Raw genomic sequence first — 16,629 nt, 5'->3', positions numbered from 1 at the left:
GAAATCATCGCCGCCTTCGTCTTCCGTTCCTGCAAATGCGACTTCTTCGTATTGATAGCCAAGGACATCAGCATGCGGTCGACTTCCTTCCTCGCGGCGCTAGCCGTTCTCCCCCTGGCCATTACTGCCGCACAGGCGCAGGCCGTCGAGCTCGACGTGCCGGCCCAGCGCCTCGACTCGGCGCTCACCGACTTCGCCGAGCAGGCCAATGTACGGCTGCTCTATGACGCCGGCCTGACCCGTGGCTGCGGCATGGTGCCGGCACTCAAGGGCGATTATTCGGTGGTCGACGGTCTGCAGCGGTTGCTGGAGGGCAGCGGCCTGACCTTCCAGGCCGGCGGCGACGGCACCATCACGCTGGTGCCGCTGCCCGAGCAGGGCGTGTTGGAGCTGGGTTCGACCACCATCAATGGAATCACCGAAGGCCGTGTCGACCTGCCGGCCGAGTACGCCGGCGGGGAGGCGGCGCGGGGTGCGCGCATCGGTGTGCTGGGCAACCAGGACATGCAAGATGTGCCCTTCGCTTTCTCCAGCTACACCTCCGAGTTGATCGAGAAGCGCCAGGCGCAGACCCTGGCCGATGTGCTGGCCAGCGATCCGGGCGTGCGTCAGTCGTTCGGTTTCGGCAACTTCTCCCAGGTGTTCGTCCTGCGCGGGTTCCAGCTGTTCAGCGACGACATTGCCTTCAACGGCCTGTACGGCATTCTGCCGCGCCAGATCATCTCCACCGAGTCGGTCGAGCGGGTCGAGGTATTCAAGGGGGCCAACGCCTTCGTCAATGGCGTATCGCCGTCGGGCAGCGGTGTCGGCGGGGCGATCAACGTGGTCTCCAAGCGTGCCCAGGACACCCCCACGCGCAGCGCCACCCTGGACTATGCCAGCAACAGCCGGGTAGGCGGCCACCTCGACCTGGGCCAGCGCTTCGGCGAGGACAACCGCTTCGGCGTGCGGGTGAACCTGGCCCAGCGCGAGGGCGAGACTGCGGTTGACGATGAACACTCGCGCTTCAGCCTGGCCACCCTCGGTCTGGACTACCGCGGTGACCGTCTGCGCCTGTCTGCGGACTTCGGTTACCAGAAGCAGCGGGTCAACGAAGGGCGCTCGGTGGTCTACCTGACCACGACGGGGCCGACCAGCCGGCTCAATGGCAAGACGCCGTCGGCACCGGACTCCGACCACAACTACGCGCAACCCTGGAGCTGGTCGCAGCTCGAAGACACCTATGGCATGTTCAGCGCCGAGTATGACCTCTCGCCCAGTTGGACGGCCTACCTGAGCGCTGGCGGCAAATACACGCGGGAGAACGGTGTCTACGCCTCCAACTACGTCTATGGCGCGAATGGCGACGCCCGTATCGGCCGCCTCTATTCGCCGCTGGACCAGGAAACCCTCAGCGCTGTCACCGGGCTGCGCGGCGAACTCGCCACCGGGCCGGTCAGCCACCGCATCAACCTGGCCGCCAATGGCATCTGGCAAGAGAAACGCAACGCGTTCGAGTCCACCGCGGCGGGCAGTCGTGGCTTCGGCAACCTGTATGAGGGCCAGCCCGTGGCCGAGCCGCCGGCCACCAGCGTCTCCGGCGATATCCACGACCCGGACACCACCGCCAAGGTGCAGAACCGTAGCCTGGCGGTGTCCGACACCCTGGGCTTGCTCGACGACCGCGTGCTGCTGACCCTGGGCGTACGCCGCCAGTCCATCGGCGCCGATGCCTGGAACGCGGCCAGCGGTGCCCGCACCTCCAACTATCAGGAAAGTATCACCACGCCGGCCTATGGCCTGGTGATCAAACCCACCGAGTACCTGTCGCTCTATGCCAACCGCGTCGAGTCTCTGCAACAGGGCCCGACTGCGCCTGCCGCCGCACTCAACAACGGCGAGATGTTCGCGCCTTATCGCTCCAAGCAGACCGAGGTGGGCGCCAAGCTCGACTGGGGCACCTTCGGCGGCAGCCTCAGCCTGTTCCGCATCGAGCAGCCGCAAGGCGTGCTCGGCGGCGACGGCTACTACCGGGTGGATGCCGAGCAGCGCAATCGCGGCGTGGAATTGAGCCTGTTCGGCGAACCGCTGGACGGCCTGCGCCTGCTGAGCGGCGCCACCTGGACCAAAGCCGAACTGCGCGGCACCGCTGGCGGGCGCGACGATGGCAACCAGGCGGTGGGAGTGCCCAAATTCCAGTTCAATCTGGGCGCCGACTGGGATGTGCCCGGCTTGCCCGGGGTGAGCCTGAACGGCCTGCTACTGCGCACCGGCGGCCAGTTCGTAGACAGCGCCAACGAATACAGCATCCCCGCCTGGACCCGCGTCGACCTGGGCGCACGCTATCGAACAAAGATGGATGGCCGCGCGCTGACCTTCAACGCGATGCTGGAGAACGTCGCCGACGAGAACTACTGGGCCTCGGCCAATGGTGGTTATCTGACCCAAGGGGCGCCGCGTATGCTGAAGGTGTCGGCTACTGTTGATTTCTGAGGTTGCCGGCGATTAACGAGGCGCCGTCGCAAGTTGTGTGATTATGCGAAAGGCGGTTTTGCCAGACGCTCCGAGAGGCTGCATTTGCGGCCTCTGTCGTCGGCTGGAGTCAGCCAGAAACCGCCACTGCAATCGCGGCATCCGAGCCTATCTTCGTGCACACGGCAGCGCTCCGTAAAAAGGGGCAGTCTGTCGTTTTCCACAAGCCTGCTATTACACGCCACAGGCTCGGCTCAGCCCCGTCAAGCTCGACGAGCACAGGTATTACACGTTCAGTTGAACGGCTACCTCTTTAGCCACTTCGATGAAAACTCGCATCGCTGCGCTCTGAAAGGCATCCTTGCGCCGCATCAGGACGGCGGTGCGTTGCAAGCGCTCGGGCTCCAGTGCGATAGCCACCAGATCATCATGGGCCAACGCGATTTTGGCAGGCAATAAAGTCGATAGATTGGTCCTGCGAACAATTTCGATCACGGCGCCGAGGGCATTGGCCTCCATCTGCACGTGAGGGTGAATCGCGTGTGTGCGGAAGTAGCGGTCGATTTGTTCGCGGGTTGCAAACTCTGGACTGAGCAGAATCAGGGACTCAGCATTCAGGTCCTGCAATCCAATGGACGGCTCCTCGGCCAAGCGGTGTTTGCGACTTACCACCAAGGCAAGGGTTTCGTTCAGCAAGGGGATGGCATCAATGCTCGGTGTATTTATTTCATCGAACGCGATTCCGGCGTCCAACTCGCCTGCCAAAAGCAGCTCCTCAATGCGCTCCTGGGAAATCTCCCTCAGATTGAGGGTGATTCCAGGGTACCGGGAGTGAAATGCTTCGATTACCGGCCCTACCAGATAGGTCGTGAACGTCGGCGTCACGGCCAGGCGCAATGAGCCGCGGGTGAGGTCGCTCACATCATGGATGGCGCTTTTGGCCTCCCGCAGTTGCTGATAAGCACGGCGCGCATACAGAAGATAGACGTCCCCCGCGTCAGTCAGACGGGTGCTGCGTCCTGAGCGGTCGAACAACTGGGCTCCAAGGCTTTCTTCCAACTGCCTCACTTGCTGCGAAAGGGCCGGCTGAGAGACGTGCAGCGCAGCCGCGGCCTTCGTAAAACTGAGATGTTCCGCCACCGCGAGGAAATATTGGACATGTCGAGCAAGCATGGATTTGGCCATAAAGTAATCTGATCAATCTCATAATAAATGAGACTTTTACCTTATGTAATGCGTTGCTTAGTCTTTGTTTCACACCCGCGACATTGAGACAGCAACCATGAAAGCGATCATCGACGGTTTTCTGAAATTCCAAAAAAACGCCTTCCCTGAGCGGGCCAAACTGTTCAAGGACCTGGCCACTCAGCAGAACCCGAGAGCGCTGTTCATCTCCTGTTCTGATAGCCGCTTGGTGCCGGAGCTGGTCACCCAGCGCGAGCCAGGCGATCTGTTTGTCATTCGAAATGCCGGCAATATCGTGCCGTCGTATGGGCCGGAGCCGGGCGGCGTTTCGGCCTCCGTTGAATACGCAGTCGCCGCACTTCAGGTCGCAGACATCGTGGTATGCGGCCACTCAGACTGCGGCGCGATGACCGCCGTGGCCACCTGCAAGTGCCTGGATCACATGCCTGCCGTCGCCGGATGGCTCCGTTACGCCGACTCGGCCAAGGTCGTCAACGAAGCCCGCAAACACCCGGATCTGCCGAGCAAAGTAGCCTCAATGGTGCGCGAAAACGTCATCGCGCAGTTGGCCAACATCCAGACACACCCATCCGTTCGCCTGGCTCTCGAAGAAGGCCGCCTGACCCTGCATGGTTGGGTCTATGACATCGAGAGCGGGCGTATCGACGCCTTCGATGGCCGTACCGGGATCTTCGTGTCCCTCGCCGAGAACCCCGAAGTTCACGCCGTTTCCCAACAAGCCAGGCACGTTGCCTGAAGCCTGTACCTGCACCGTTGCCAACCCAGGAGATACGCCATGATCCAGACTCAAGCCACCCGCACCGCTCGCCAGGAGCTGACTGAAACCATCATTCTGGCCAAGGCTCGCAAAGACCTGTCCTTCGCCGAGATCGTTGACGGCACCGGCTTGTCCGAAGCCTTCGTCACTGCTGCCTTGCTCGGCCAGCATCCGCTGCCTGCCAGCGCCGCCAATGTCGTGGGCAGGAAACTCGACCTCGATGCCGATCAGATCGCCTTGCTGCAATCGATGCCAATTCGCGGCAGCTTTTTTGACGGCGTACCGTCCGACCCGACCATCTACCGTTTCTACGAGATGATCTCGGTATACGGCACCACCCTCAAAGCTCTGGTTCACGAAAAGTTCGGCGACGGCATCATCAGTGCCATCAACTTCAAGCTGGACATCAAGAAAGTCGAAGATCCGGAGGGCGGCCATCGCGCCGTGATCACCCTGGACGGCAAGTACCTGCCTACCAAGCCCTTCTGATGCAAGTCAGCCCGGCGTCTGGCGGCGACCGGGCTACACCCGAAACCTTTATCACGACTGAGCACAAATTGAGTGCTTTGGCCTTCTCACGCCCTCATTACAGGTGATTGCTATGAAACGGTTACTCGTCTTATTCCTGGCCTGCCTTGGCTCTGTCGCCATGGCCGATGAACAGGATACTCGGGCTGCGCAAGTTACAGTCGAGCCCTATCAATACGCTCAGAAACTGGATATCGCGCACATTGTGGCGATGACGCCGATACCCAATATCTGCGATGTAGTGCCGGTGCAGATGACTTACGACGACTCCAGAGGCGATCGGCACATCATGGAGTACCAGGTTATAGGGACGGGCTGTACCAATTGACGCCTCTGCCGCCGACTCCCCTGGCGCTCGATCACTCGGCGCCGGGGGAGGGGGGCTCAAACATCCGCCGACCCCTGTGCCTTTTGAGAACAATATCCTTCGCTACCTGCACCTCGCGCCAAGCTTTGCTGCTTCTACTCGGACGGTATTCTGGAAAAAGAAACAGATTTGTTTTTCTGATAAAAAATCTGTTTCCTTTATTGCAGGTGAATTCAAAATCGTGGCCTGTCCCCAGCTTCAGTGCAGTTTCACCCCCGGCTTCACAGTTGAGGTGCTCGGTCGTACGCATTGAGATGGTTATCGGTAGACCAGATATAGACTCGTCTCGCCATATTTAGTGAACAAAGACGTTGCCAGTCATGAATAATGGACAGGTCACCGAGCCCGCTGCCACACATTGCGTGCTGTGGAAACTCCTTCAGCCAAGCGCGCATCTCATCCTCTTGCAAGAAGCTTATGGCCTTGAACGGGGAACGCCCAGCTAGTGCTGCATCGACCTGCTGAATGAATCTTTCTGCGCAGCTACGTCTTGTGCCGCCGTCCCCGTTCTGCCCGATGTGATTACCCGTTTCGAGTATTGTAGCCATCGGCAGAAACAAGGATTCGCCTCCTTGTATGCGTTGCTCTAACTGCCGGAGCGTTTCTATGTGTCGCTGGGCTTTCATGGGCACATTAAGGATCTCTACGAAGATGGAGGTATCGATCAAGCAAACTGCTGCCATTACTCCCTTCCTTGTGTACTCTGGCGAAGCCCGGCCAACCAGTCCAGCGCCAGTGCCTTGCGTTGCTCCTCGGTGGTAGTGTCTTTTAAGAACCGATCAAGGACCCGTCGAGTCATGAGCTGCCCTAGCGGACCCTGTGCTACCAATTCTGGATATCGCTCCAGATCACCTAGACGTACCAAACGACTGTCGCCTTCTTCCGGGTCGCGATAACAGGCAACCACATCAGCCAACGCACTGTCAGGCAATGCATCCATGAGCGCCGGATTGTGTGATGTTAGTAAAACTCGCAGCCCCCTCTCTGCTGCGATGGCTTGAAGTTGCTTTACCAGGGTTTCCGCCCTGCTGGGGTGAACGCCATTGTCGATTTCTTCGATTACCACTAGCGCTCCCGCAGGAGCAGTCAGCAAAGCTGCACCGATAGCCAGAACGCGAAGCGTACCGTCAGAGAGCAGGGGGGCATCTACCTTTCTGCTTTTCTGCCCAAAGGATTCCACCAACCGAACCATTACATCGTTGCGATCAGTCTTGATGAACTCGATATCTGTGATGTCTTGTTCAGGCAATGACTTGATGAATGCAAGCAGCTTTGTCTTCTGCTCCGAAGTCTGAGAAATTTGATAGAGAACAGCAGAAAGATTACTCCCGTCCTCCTTGATGAGATCGTCTTTCACATATGCATAGTCACGCATCAGAGCAGGGCGCGGATCAAGAAACACGACATTGCGCAAAGTCTCGCGTATAGCTTTTGTCACGATTGGAATCACACGCTGTGATTCAAGATGGCCCGACTCGAACCGACCAGGTGTTTCAAGTTGATAAAAAATAGCTTGCCGGTTTGAGCAAGGGATATGGGGCTTATTCTTTCCTCGCTTGAAATTGTTGTATGCCACTCTGATTTCATCAGTATGAGGGTTAGCCAACCCGTCGATTTGATATAGAGGTACTGCTTCGTTCGGCTTCACCACGCTTTCTGCCGTAACGACGAGTTGATCGGCTATCAGGCCAATTGAGATTTCAAAATGGCCCCAGCTTTGAGGAACGCCTTCGAATCGACCCCCAAGACTGAAGCTGGCTAGAGGATCGCGCAGCAGGTCGTTTGCTTGCCCACGGACGACTGCATCCCCACTTTGAATAGATCGAGTGATGTCATCAAGACGGCTCCCCTTGGCCAACCAGTTGAGAAGTCGGATTGCTTCAAGCACATTGCTCTTACCTGAGGCATTGGCGCCGATCAAAAAAGTCATGGCCGACAGCGGCAGGCTAGCCTTCTCGTAGCTCTTAAAGTTTTTCAGTTCAATTGAAGTCAACATACTTTAAATGCTCGTACAAGCGTCATTAATAACTCTCCGCACACTGTCACCCTCGTTTTCGATAAAAAATCGTTGGGCATGCTTCACTCTAGGGGGGGATCAACTACTCATCCTGACATAGTACGTGAGCAAAATGACCTGAGATACCCCGGTCTGGGTACGTCTCTCGTATTCATCGAGAACGAGAGAGTGGTCGCAAAGAGCTATGGCGCCGACGATGGTTTTTGGTTTTCAATCGTGCACCTGAGGGCGCAACCCAGGTAACTGCCACCTGTCCAGCAAAAAAACGGGCGTTCCAAGCGCCCGTTTTCCTATCAAGCCTCAACTTGCTCCTGAAGCCGCCGCCCAATCACCTCCAGCAAATCACACCCATCCCGCAACGGAATCACCAAAAGCTGCGCGAAATCTGAAAGCACCACCGTATCGCTGGCAATCTCGGAGCGAAACGCGATGTTTTCCAATACCTGGGTCACCGTGCGGATACGGTAATCGGCAGTTGCGTGCAGCACGTCAAGCGGTGCCTGGGTATCGATGAGCAGGGCGGCTGGGGTGCAGTCGATGCCGGTGATGGGGATGTATCTCTGCATGGGATTGCTCCATTTGGTTAGAGGGCTTATCCGATACGCAGGTCGCCAAACCTGATCACCATGGTTGGCGACGGAAAGAACTATAGATTTGCGCCCCCAAGACGAACAAGGTGAGAGATTCCGACGCCTTCGTAGGAATCATGAGAATTCTCCAAGGAAACCAATCGACGTGATCCATTTCCGTAGGACCAATTGCTCACGCCGGAGAAAACCCCACCCGACCCCTGAGCCCTCCCGACATCAGGTATTCTCCGCCCCCTGAAACACCATCCCGGCCCGAGGCGTTCCGATCGTCTCCCGGCCCCTCGAACGGTCTGCAAAGCAACGCACCAGGAGGCATGCATGTTGATAGGACATCGGTTCGAGCGCACCGCGCAGGGTGACTTGCACATCCAGTCGCGCAACGTGGTGCAGAGCTTGGTCGTATGGGTGATAGGGGCGTTGGCCTTTATCTTGCCGATGGCGTTTGCCGTGTTCGTAATGGTGGATGGGGCCTCGTCGATGGCTGAGGTGCATCCACTGTCCGCTCTTTTGATGGTGCTGCTGTGGCTGCTGATTCCTGCCCTTGGCCTGCTGCTGGTGGTGTACACCGGCGTCCACGAGACGTTGGTGTTGTCGCGGGTCCACGGCGAAGGCAAGCGCCTGACCCGTAACTTTTTCGGGCGCCGCGAGCGTGTGCAATCGGCCTTCCGGATCGATGCTGCCAAATCCCTTGAACTGCGCCGCCTCCCGCAGGCTGGGCGAGCTCGCACCCAGCTGTGGCTGATACTGCGCGATGGCACCGCGCATCGCCTGACCACCGACAACGTTCCGGTGGTACCGGGCAGTCAGCGCACGGACGTGTGGCTGCGGGAGCTGGCCGACTACCTGGGCGTGGCGTTGCCCACCGAGGTCGTCGAGGGGGCGGCGCCGGTTGTGACGGTGCCCTATAGGCCAACTCCGGCCCCTAGCAGCGGCAAGGCAGTAAGGGCAGCCCGTCAGCGCCGGGAAAAGGGCGACGCTGCTGCGCCTGAGCCAATCGAGAAACTGGGCTTGCCCGCACGAGCCTTGCTCACGCTGTTGGGCGCCTTCTTTGCGGTGCTGGAACTGACTAACGTCATGACCTTGGTGCCGGCCATTTTTACCGGACGGCTGCGCGTCAGTGGTTTTCGAACGGGCTCGACGACGTTCCACTGGGCTGAGCAGCCGTTCAGTTTTTCCTTGAACCTGCTGGTGGGTCTCGTCGAAGGCGTGGTCATTGGCTTCATTGCCTGGGGTTGCCTGTACATGGCGATCCGCGGCCGGATGCGTTCCAAGCCCTGAGGGTCGTCCACCCGGGGCTTGACCCTCACGCAACGTGAGGCCGCAGCATGGGCGTCGTCTAAGGAAACAGGAGTTGAAACGATGTTGCTTCGAGTAGGTGAACTGGCCAGGCGCACGGGATTGACCGTGCGGACCTTTCATTACTACGACAGCATCGGACTGCTGCGTCCTTCGACCCGCACCGACGCCGGCTACCGCCTCTACAACCGTAACGACATCGCTCGCCTGCACCAGATCCAGGCGCTGCGCGAGCTCGGCATGTCGCTGGCAGAGATCGGCGCGGCAATCGACGATCCGGACCTCGCGCTCGTTCCCACCCTCGAGCGGCAGATCAGCGCCATCGACCGCCTGATCGCGCAGCAGACGCATTTGCGCAATCGGCTGAGCTTGCTCAAGACGCGGCTCGTGGCGGGGGAGGCGCCGGAGCTGGACGACTGGCTGACCACGTTGGAGATGATGTTCATGTACGACCGCTATTTCACCCAAGACCAACTCGACCACCTGCCGTTCTATCAGGCCGATGGCGCCCTGCGCACGCAGTGGCTGGAACTGGCCGCCGAGGCCAATGCGCTTCATGAAGCTGGTACCCCGCCCAGCAGCGAAGCCGCCCAGCAGCTTGCCCGACGCTGGATGTGCACCCTGGAGCGTGACACCGACGCCAATCCCGACTGGCTGCTCAGGCTCAGCAGTATGCACGCCCAGGAGCCTCTGTTTCAGCAGCAATTGGGGGTGTCGCCGCAGGTGGTGGCTTATCTGCTGGAGGCCTTCGCCGAGAGCAAGCTTTGCGTGTTCGCCCGTTACCTCTCGGCCGAGGAGTTCGCTTTCATGCGCCAGCACTATGGACGCCAGATGCAGGGGTGGCCGCCGTTGCTGATGGACTTGCGCAATGCTCTGGACGCCGGCGCCATGCCGGATGGAGAGCAGGGGCGGGCACTGGCTGCGCGCTGGCTCGCCCTGTTCCGGGGTTATGCCGGGGACGATCCGAGCACCCACCAGAAGATCCGCGATGCCATGCAACAGGAGCCCAGCCTCGCCGAAGGCACCTGGCTGGATGAGCGCTGCCTGGGCTTTCTGGAGAAAGCGGTGGCCGGGCTGATGGGGGAGGCGCATTGACCACGAGGGTCATTGCGCTGATGCTTGCGCAGGCTGCGCCATCGAATGGGCGCGGCCTGCCAGGCTCTTGATCGGGCCGGTCCATTCACAGAACCGAGGGAACCTATGCCTGTGACTGTTCGTGTCGCCGTTGCGGACGACGCACAACACCTGCCCGCCATCGAGGCGTCCGCCGCCCTGGCGTTCGGAAGCATTGATGAGTTGAGCTGGGTGGCGCAGTCGCCGCCGATGTCCGTCGAGCGACATCGCCAGCTCATTGCGCTATCGACATGCTGGGTCGCCCTCGATGACGAAAGCGCGCCGCAAGGGTTTCTCAGTGCCGAGCGCTACGGCGAGGCTCTTCATATCCATGAGATATCCGTCGCGCGGCCCTGGCAGGGCCGGGGCGTGGGGCGGCGTCTGATAGAGGTTGCCCAGGAGCATGCCCGCTCCAACGGGCTGCATCTGGTCACCCTCACGACATTCATCGACGTGCCCTGGAATGCCCCGTTTTATGCCCGCATGGGTTTCCAGGCTCAAGCCACCCAAGACCTGCAGCCGCGACTGGCGGCCCTGTTGAGCGCCGAATACCAACGCGGATACGCTCCGGGCAGCCGCTGTGCAATGGTCTGGTCAGTCACCTGAAGACGATTTTTCAAATACCTGCAACGGAGACAAGCATGGAACGCGACAACGACAGCAGCGCCTACATCACCACGACACAAGCGCTGGAAAGCCTCTATGGCGCCGTCGCGACGCCCTCGCTGCTCAAGGAAGTCGACCATATCCATCCGGTCTACCAGCCCTTCATCGAAGCGGCTTGCTTCGTGATCCTCGCTTCCTCGGGGCCCGGCGGGCTGGATGCATCCCCGAGGGGCGACGCGCCGGGATTCGTTCATGTCCATGACAGCAAGACGCTGTATCTGCCCGACCGGCGCGGCAACAACCGTATCGATTCGCTGCGAAATATTGTCGAGGATCCCCGGGTCGCGCTGCTTTTCCTGGTGCCGGGCGTGGGGGAAACCTTGCGGGTGAACGGTACGGCCAGGATATCGGTCGAGCCCGGGCTGCTGGCCCGGTTCGAGGTGAAAGGGCAGCGCCCTCGGACCGTTCTGGAAGTCACCGTTTCCAGCGTCTATTTCCAGTGCAGCAGGGCGGTGGTCAGGGCAGGGTTATGGGATAGGGAACGACAGGTCGAGCGCAGCGCCTTGCCCTCGGCAGGCGAAGTGTTCAAACGCATCTGTCCTGCCAAGGTTGATGGCGATGCTTACGACAAGGCCCTGCCGGAGCGTGTCGCCAATACGCTTTATTGAGCGATTGACAATGCACTCGATACCCGGCTCGATAAGGCCTGGGTAGCGCCTGTTGTTTATTCCTGATGACCTTCGGACACTATGACTGTGTAACGACGATGAACGGTTTATGTCGGGCCGATACTTTTGTGTTGGTTGCCGACCAGGTCATCGTGAAAAACTAAATTGACAGGGTGCTGCCGGGGGATTGACGGGCGTAGAAGGCGATCAACTCATCATGCCCAAAGGAGGCTGAACCGCCTCCTTTGGCACCGCCATTCAGACCCCGGCAACTGCCTGGCGCACGAAATCTTCATAGGTGCGCAGCGGGTGGCCGATAAGGGTCTGGAGTCGTTCCACCGTCCCTTCGGCTGCCCGCATGCCGTCTGCCTGGATTCCCTCCATCATCAAGCGCATGTCATAGGCCAGCCAGGCGGGCCCGTGTGACGCCAGTTGCCCTTCGAAAGCGACCACGTCATCCCCTCCATAAGCGACTTCGCGACCCAGCACGGCGCTCCAGATCTTCGCCACGCTAGCACCGGTAAGCGCTTGCGGCCCGATCAATTCCAGCGTGAGCCTATCCAGCGCGGCAGCGGCCTTGTCGCGGCGCAACAGCTCGGCCACGGCGACATCGGCGATATCCCGCGCATCGATCATGCAGACGCCCGCCGCACCGATGGGCATCGGGTACACCGAATAGTCCTGGATCGTCTGTTGGACCATGCGATCGTTCTGCATGAAATACGCCGGTCGCAGGATGGTGGCGGGGATGTCGAGACGCTCGATCATGCGCTCGACCGTATATTTGCCGGTGAAATGCGGGACATTGCTGAACGTGTCGGCGTGAATCACCGACAGGTAGACGATGCGCTCGATGCCGGCCTCGCGAGCGAGGTTCAGTGTCATGAGGGCCTGGGTGACCTCATCGGGCGTCACGGCATTGAGCAGGAACAGCGTACGCACTGACGACAGCGCGGTGCGCATCGATGCGACATCAGTGAGGTCGGCGACGACTTCGGTGACGCCGGCCGGGAACGCCCGTTTGCCCGCTTGGCGCACGAGGGCCTTGACCTCGACGTTCGCGTTGGCCAGGCCCTGGATGACGAGTGAACCGATGGTGCCCGTGGCACCGATGACGAGAATGCTCATTTTGACGCTCCTGTAGTGGGTCAGTGGAGCCGCGTTGACGGCGCTGCTCTGGACGCTTCGAACAAGTTCGATGTGCAGAAGGTATTCCGTTGCACTTGAAAAACGAAGACGGCAGAATCCAGACACCTCGTTTCAAAAACGGAACACCATGAACCTGAATGCGTTGCTGGATTTCTTTCTGGTCGCCACCCATGAGGGGTTGGGGAAGGCCAGCCGCGCGAGCGGTATCCCCAAGGCCACCCTGTCGCGGCGTATTGCGGAGCTTGAAGAGCAACTGGGGGTGCGGCTGATCGAGCGTAGCGCCCGCGGCCTGAAACTCACCGAAGCCGGCCAGGGCCTTATGGCTCGGGCCGAGGGGCCACTGGGTGAAGTGGCCGAAGCCATGACGGCAGCTCGGGAAGGCGTTTCGACACCTCGTGGCCGCTTGCGGGTCGCGGCCCCCGTGCTGTTCTCCCAGCTCGCGATGGGACACATCGGAGCGCAATTCTGTAGGGCCTACCCGCAGGTCGAGATTGAAGTCGTGGCGGAAGATCGGAAGGTGGATCTGGTGGAGGAGCAATTCGATGTCGCTATCCGGATCAACCCGAGTCCGGACAGCAATCTGGTCGGCCGCTGCTTCGCCAGGGACCGGTTGGTGGTCGTGGCCGCGCCGGGCATACCCAAGCCCATGCCCGGGGACGTCAGGGTGGTTCCCGGCATCGTGACCTCGACCTTCCAGCCCACCCAGTGGGTTCTCGATGGCGGGCAGTTGGTCCTGGAGCCGAACCCGAACATGCGATTCTCCTCCTTCTTGATGGTCCGGGATGCCGCTGTGGCCGGTGGCGGTGCAGCGCTCATTCCACAATCCATCGCCTGGAACCAGCTTGCCCGTGGCGAGTTGGTTCAGTGGGGCACGATGGTGGGCGCCGAACCGGCGCTTTGGGTCTTGCATACCTCCAGGCGTCTTGCGCCCCCCAAGGTTCGCGCATTCGTGGACTTCATCTGCGCCCGATACCCGGACCTTTCCCTGACTTTCGAAGGCACCGAGAAGTCTTCAGCCTGACTGTGGCGAGCCGCCGATTCGAGAAACGTCGCCGTCCGCGACTGCATCGACTTGTCGATCACTTGTCCCGCGACCCGGTTTCATGAGGCTTGCCGAAGCACGATGAGCCGATGCGCAGGCTCGACGGTACGCGGTTACTACCTGGGCTGGGCGTACCGGCGCTGGATGCGCTCCAGCTCGCCCGAGCGGCGCAGTTGCTCCAGGGCGCGGGCCCAGGCGGCGACGACGCTGTCATCCGAGTCGCGGCTGAAGGCGATGTACAGCGAGGATCGATAGAGTTCGACAGGCACCTGCCGCAACAGGCCAGGCGGGATTTTCAACTGACGGCTGTAGTAAGCCATGCCCGCCGGGGTATCGCCGACGATGATCTCCGTTCGCCCGGCCAGGAGCATGCGGTAGAGCTGCAGGCTTCCGGTGGCGCTCTTGTCCAGATTCCTGAAGCCGCGTGATTGCAGCACTTCGGGAATCAGGCCGGCATTGCGTGTGGTGATCTGGGGCGCCTGCAACAGTTGCTCCAGTGTATTGACCGGTTGCTGTGCACTGGCCAGTTGATAGGGGTAAATGGATTCCTCGACGATGGGCCCGACCCACTTGTACAGCGGTTCGCGTTCGGCGGTACGGAACATGGAATACAGGATGGTCTTCGGCCGGGTCTTCAAGACCCGTGAACTGCGCATGCTGGGCAGCACTTCGATGGGGAAGTCGTCTGCGGTCAACGTCATGATGGCCCGGACGATTTCCGTGGTCATGCCCGTCAGTTGATTGTTTTCCAGGTAGTTGTACGGCGCCCACTCTTCGGTGACGACCAGGTACGACTCGGCCCTGACCGGCGTGCCGAGCAGTAGGCAGAGCAGCGCAACGGCGAATATGGAATATTTCAAGTGTTCTGCCTGGTGGCCTGGTCGGTATTCAAGAGCGCAGCTGACTGAAGGGACAAACTCAGTATAGACCCTGGAATGTCGCCAGACAGGCGCCCTGCCGCGATGGCGCCTATCCAATCATTCTCCCATCGCCAACCTGGCCGGACTCAGCGCACCCGCTCGCGACTCTGGGCGGCCAGGTCCAATGCCTTTTGCATGTCCAGCCGCGCCGAGCGGCCCACGTCCTTGTCGTTGAGCTGATAACGGCGCTCCGATGGCAGGATGGGCGCGGTGAGATCCTCGCCGTCCATGGCCTCGAAGTCGTGATTATCGCCAATGGTCATGGCGCTGCGGCGCAGCAGCATGCGCAACTGTTCGGGTTGCAGTTGCGGATTGATGGACAGCATCGCCGCCAGCAATCCCGCCACCATGGGGGTGGCATAGGAGGTGCCGCAATGCACCGCGCCTTCCTGGCCGGCCTGGGGCGTCGAGGCGTGGGCGCAGGCGGCGGCTGTGATATCGACACGCATGTCGATGTTGGAGGAGTCGCGCTTGACCGCATAGGCCGGGTCTTGGACGGCGACTCCGGTGCGTTCGCTGCGCTGGTGGCCGCCAACGACCAGCAGTTGCTCAGTGATGAAGGAGGAGGGCAGGCGGTATTCGTCCGTGCCCGAGAACGAAGACCCGTTGCCGGCGGAGTTCACCACCACCACGTCGGGATGAGCCTTGCGTAGCCACAGGAAAAATTCTTCGAACAGTTCCTCGTAGCCTCCCATGGCGATCCCCGAGCGCAGCAGCGAATCCACGTCGTCACCTTTGACATCCTTGGCGCCGACCCGGTGAATGCCCCAACTCCAGTTGAGTACTCGCACGCCGTCTTCCACGAGGTTGACCGAGGCGGCGATGTTGGCGGTGATACCCGCGTCCGAATTGCGTTCGACGATGACCTCGAAACCACCGCTGGTCTTGTCCAGCCCCCTCAGAAAACCGGTATTGCCGCCGTCGTCCCAGCGCGCGGCGAGGATGCCGGCGACGGTGGTGCCATGGTTATCCGGCTTATCGGCATCGCGTGCGTAGACGCACGTGCGCGGCGCCGAGCAGGGACCGAGGTAATCGGCAAAATCCGCGGTGTCGAAGTCCACGTCGCGCTCGATCAGGCCGATGCGCACCGGCTGCGGTCGGATGGGCGCCTGCTGGCCGGGAATGCGCCGCTGGTAATAATTCACCGCATCGAGAAAGCGGTTCGCCGCCCATTCATCGGAGTCCTGGGCCGGTTTCTTCGGTTCTGCCGGGCGGGCGGTAGCCTGCTCGGTTTCTTCTGCGGCGGATTCTTCCACCACCACGGCATCCACGCTGGTCTCGCTGCCCAGGCGCAGCACCAGCGCGTCGCGCTGCACCAGGTCGCTGGCGGGCAAGCGCAGTTGGTACACGTTCAGCGGCGCGATACTGCCGACCACCTTCGCCCCATACTTGCTGGCCAGGCGCTGGGCTTCCGGCAAGCCTTCGCGATCTTCCTCGATCAGCACGCTGACCAGGTTGACGTAGGTGGTCAGGCCGTCCATGTTCTTCGCCACTTCGTCCGCTGTAGCGGCCAGGACGTGACTGTTGCGCAGGGTCAGCCAGGCTGCGTTGCTGGTGCGCGAACCCTCCTGCAGCCAGAGCGGTCCGCTCTGGTAGTCGGCGCTGTCCAGGCTCAACCGGAGGTTGGCCCCGTCGCGCTGGACGGCTTGCGCCGGTATCGCCTTGTCACCCAGCTTCAGTTGTGGGGCGTCCTGGCCCAGGCCGCGCACGGTCAGGCACCAGTCCTGTCGTTGGCTTTGCAGCAGGTCGCCGCAGCGCTTCAGGGCTTCCAGGCGCAGCGGCTCTTGCGCGGCAGCCAGGGTGTGGGTGGCCAGGGTGAGCAAAGCGGCGAGGGCAGCGGATCGTACGGGCATGAACCAGTGTTCTCTGGCAGGGATTTGTTGTTCCGACTGCCGCAGGGTGCGCTTCGTTCAGCGGCG

General features: G+C 60.8%; 16 protein-coding genes. 9 read left to right on the top strand and 7 right to left on the bottom strand.

Going from position 1 to position 16,629, the window contains the following annotated elements:
- Positions 1-72 precede the first annotated feature (72 nt).
- Entirely contained in the window at positions 73-2,472 is a 2,400-nt protein-coding gene (locus AC1M7R_RS01180; RefSeq protein ID WP_490610173.1) for a TonB-dependent siderophore receptor, read from the top strand.
- Between the two features lie 264 nt (positions 2,473-2,736).
- Here AC1M7R_RS01180 and cynR read toward each other — a convergent pair whose 3' ends face one another.
- Positions 2,737-3,624: a transcriptional regulator CynR gene (gene cynR, locus AC1M7R_RS01175; RefSeq protein WP_076407355.1), complete on the bottom strand. Its 888-nt coding sequence runs from the start codon at positions 3,622-3,624 to the stop codon at positions 2,737-2,739.
- A 109-nt stretch (positions 3,625-3,733) separates the two neighbouring features.
- Here cynR and AC1M7R_RS01170 point away from each other — a divergent pair, with 109 nt between their 5' ends.
- The 3 genes from AC1M7R_RS01170 (at position 3,734) to AC1M7R_RS01160 (ending at position 5,270) form a co-directional block, all read left to right on the top strand.
- Entirely contained in the window at positions 3,734-4,393 is a 660-nt protein-coding gene (locus AC1M7R_RS01170; protein WP_076406831.1) for a carbonic anhydrase, read from the top strand.
- Positions 4,394-4,432: 39 nt separating this feature from the next.
- Complete coding sequence (gene cynS, locus AC1M7R_RS01165; RefSeq protein WP_063320589.1) at positions 4,433-4,903, top strand: cyanase; 471 nt, start codon at positions 4,433-4,435, stop codon at positions 4,901-4,903.
- Positions 4,904-5,015: 112 nt separating this feature from the next.
- Positions 5,016-5,270, top strand: coding sequence for a DUF2790 domain-containing protein (locus tag AC1M7R_RS01160; protein WP_072399126.1), 255 nt, complete (start codon positions 5,016-5,018; stop codon positions 5,268-5,270).
- Between the two features lie 260 nt (positions 5,271-5,530).
- On the opposite strand, the gene AC1M7R_RS01155 is transcribed toward AC1M7R_RS01160, so the two are convergent.
- From AC1M7R_RS01155 to AC1M7R_RS01145, 3 genes are all read right to left on the bottom strand, one after another.
- Positions 5,531-5,992: a hypothetical protein gene (locus AC1M7R_RS01155; protein ID WP_490610172.1), complete on the bottom strand. Its 462-nt coding sequence runs from the start codon at positions 5,990-5,992 to the stop codon at positions 5,531-5,533.
- Positions 5,992-7,305, bottom strand: coding sequence for an AAA family ATPase (locus tag AC1M7R_RS01150; protein WP_490610171.1), 1,314 nt, complete (start codon positions 7,303-7,305; stop codon positions 5,992-5,994). The genes AC1M7R_RS01155 and AC1M7R_RS01150 overlap by 1 nt, the downstream gene beginning before the upstream one ends.
- Positions 7,306-7,619: 314 nt before the next feature.
- Positions 7,620-7,892: a hypothetical protein gene (locus AC1M7R_RS01145; protein ID WP_490610170.1), complete on the bottom strand. Its 273-nt coding sequence runs from the start codon at positions 7,890-7,892 to the stop codon at positions 7,620-7,622.
- 342 nt (positions 7,893-8,234) lie between these two features.
- Between AC1M7R_RS01145 and AC1M7R_RS01140 the strand changes: the two genes are divergently transcribed.
- The 4 genes from AC1M7R_RS01140 to AC1M7R_RS01125 all read left to right on the top strand — a co-directional run bounded on the left by AC1M7R_RS01140 (position 8,235) and on the right by AC1M7R_RS01125 (position 11,599).
- Positions 8,235-9,194, top strand: a complete 960-nt coding sequence (locus AC1M7R_RS01140) for a hypothetical protein (protein ID WP_490610169.1) — start codon at positions 8,235-8,237, stop codon at positions 9,192-9,194.
- A gap of 81 nt (positions 9,195-9,275) precedes the next feature.
- On the top strand, positions 9,276-10,307 hold the full coding sequence (locus AC1M7R_RS01135; protein WP_490610168.1) for a MerR family transcriptional regulator: 1,032 nt from the start codon (positions 9,276-9,278) through the stop codon (positions 10,305-10,307).
- Between the two features lie 105 nt (positions 10,308-10,412).
- On the top strand, positions 10,413-10,931 hold the full coding sequence (locus tag AC1M7R_RS01130) for a GNAT family N-acetyltransferase (protein ID WP_072430603.1): 519 nt from the start codon (positions 10,413-10,415) through the stop codon (positions 10,929-10,931).
- 35 nt (positions 10,932-10,966) lie between these two features.
- On the top strand, positions 10,967-11,599 hold the full coding sequence (locus AC1M7R_RS01125) for a pyridoxamine 5'-phosphate oxidase family protein (RefSeq protein ID WP_072399113.1): 633 nt from the start codon (positions 10,967-10,969) through the stop codon (positions 11,597-11,599).
- Between the two features lie 258 nt (positions 11,600-11,857).
- Here the strand turns inward: AC1M7R_RS01125 and AC1M7R_RS01120 are convergent, their stop codons facing one another.
- Positions 11,858-12,727, bottom strand: a complete 870-nt coding sequence (locus AC1M7R_RS01120; protein WP_072399109.1) for an NmrA/HSCARG family protein — start codon at positions 12,725-12,727, stop codon at positions 11,858-11,860.
- Positions 12,728-12,875: 148 nt separating this feature from the next.
- Here AC1M7R_RS01120 and AC1M7R_RS01115 point away from each other — a divergent pair, with 148 nt between their 5' ends.
- Positions 12,876-13,769 (top strand): LysR family transcriptional regulator, encoded by an 894-nt coding sequence (locus tag AC1M7R_RS01115; protein WP_072458382.1) that lies wholly within the window; start codon positions 12,876-12,878, stop codon positions 13,767-13,769.
- 137 nt (positions 13,770-13,906) lie between these two features.
- Here AC1M7R_RS01115 and AC1M7R_RS01110 read toward each other — a convergent pair whose 3' ends face one another.
- The gene (locus AC1M7R_RS01110; RefSeq protein ID WP_072399105.1) at positions 13,907-14,650 is read right to left on the bottom strand and encodes a substrate-binding periplasmic protein; all 744 of its coding nucleotides are present in this window, start codon (positions 14,648-14,650) and stop codon (positions 13,907-13,909) included.
- A 146-nt stretch (positions 14,651-14,796) separates the two neighbouring features.
- Positions 14,797-16,563: a S8/S53 family peptidase gene (locus AC1M7R_RS01105; RefSeq protein WP_490610167.1), complete on the bottom strand. Its 1,767-nt coding sequence runs from the start codon at positions 16,561-16,563 to the stop codon at positions 14,797-14,799.
- Between the last annotated feature and the right edge of the window lie 66 nt (positions 16,564-16,629).

The organism is Pseudomonas sp. MS01C9 (assembly GCF_058202755.1).
This window is presented reverse-complemented; position numbering and strand designations above follow the sequence as displayed.

Coding starts and splice junctions, on each gene's coding strand:
- AC1M7R_RS01105 (WP_490610167.1), bottom strand. CDS start 16,563: ATGCCCGTACGATCCGCTGCCCTCGCCGCTTTGCTCACCCTGGCCACC.
- AC1M7R_RS01120 (WP_072399109.1), bottom strand. CDS start 12,727: ATGAGCATTCTCGTCATCGGTGCCACGGGCACCATCGGTTCACTCGTC.
- AC1M7R_RS01140 (WP_490610169.1), top strand. CDS start 8,235: ATGTTGATAGGACATCGGTTCGAGCGCACCGCGCAGGGTGACTTGCAC.
- cynS (WP_063320589.1), top strand. CDS start 4,433: ATGATCCAGACTCAAGCCACCCGCACCGCTCGCCAGGAGCTGACTGAA.
- AC1M7R_RS01170 (WP_076406831.1), top strand. CDS start 3,734: ATGAAAGCGATCATCGACGGTTTTCTGAAATTCCAAAAAAACGCCTTC.
- AC1M7R_RS01130 (WP_072430603.1), top strand. CDS start 10,413: ATGCCTGTGACTGTTCGTGTCGCCGTTGCGGACGACGCACAACACCTG.
- AC1M7R_RS01135 (WP_490610168.1), top strand. CDS start 9,276: ATGTTGCTTCGAGTAGGTGAACTGGCCAGGCGCACGGGATTGACCGTG.
- AC1M7R_RS01115 (WP_072458382.1), top strand. CDS start 12,876: ATGAACCTGAATGCGTTGCTGGATTTCTTTCTGGTCGCCACCCATGAG.
- cynR (WP_076407355.1), bottom strand. CDS start 3,624: ATGCTTGCTCGACATGTCCAATATTTCCTCGCGGTGGCGGAACATCTC.
- AC1M7R_RS01145 (WP_490610170.1), bottom strand. CDS start 7,892: ATGCAGAGATACATCCCCATCACCGGCATCGACTGCACCCCAGCCGCC.
- AC1M7R_RS01155 (WP_490610172.1), bottom strand. CDS start 5,992: ATGGCAGCAGTTTGCTTGATCGATACCTCCATCTTCGTAGAGATCCTT.
- AC1M7R_RS01160 (WP_072399126.1), top strand. CDS start 5,016: ATGAAACGGTTACTCGTCTTATTCCTGGCCTGCCTTGGCTCTGTCGCC.
- AC1M7R_RS01125 (WP_072399113.1), top strand. CDS start 10,967: ATGGAACGCGACAACGACAGCAGCGCCTACATCACCACGACACAAGCG.
- AC1M7R_RS01180 (WP_490610173.1), top strand. CDS start 73: ATGCGGTCGACTTCCTTCCTCGCGGCGCTAGCCGTTCTCCCCCTGGCC.
- AC1M7R_RS01150 (WP_490610171.1), bottom strand. CDS start 7,305: ATGTTGACTTCAATTGAACTGAAAAACTTTAAGAGCTACGAGAAGGCT.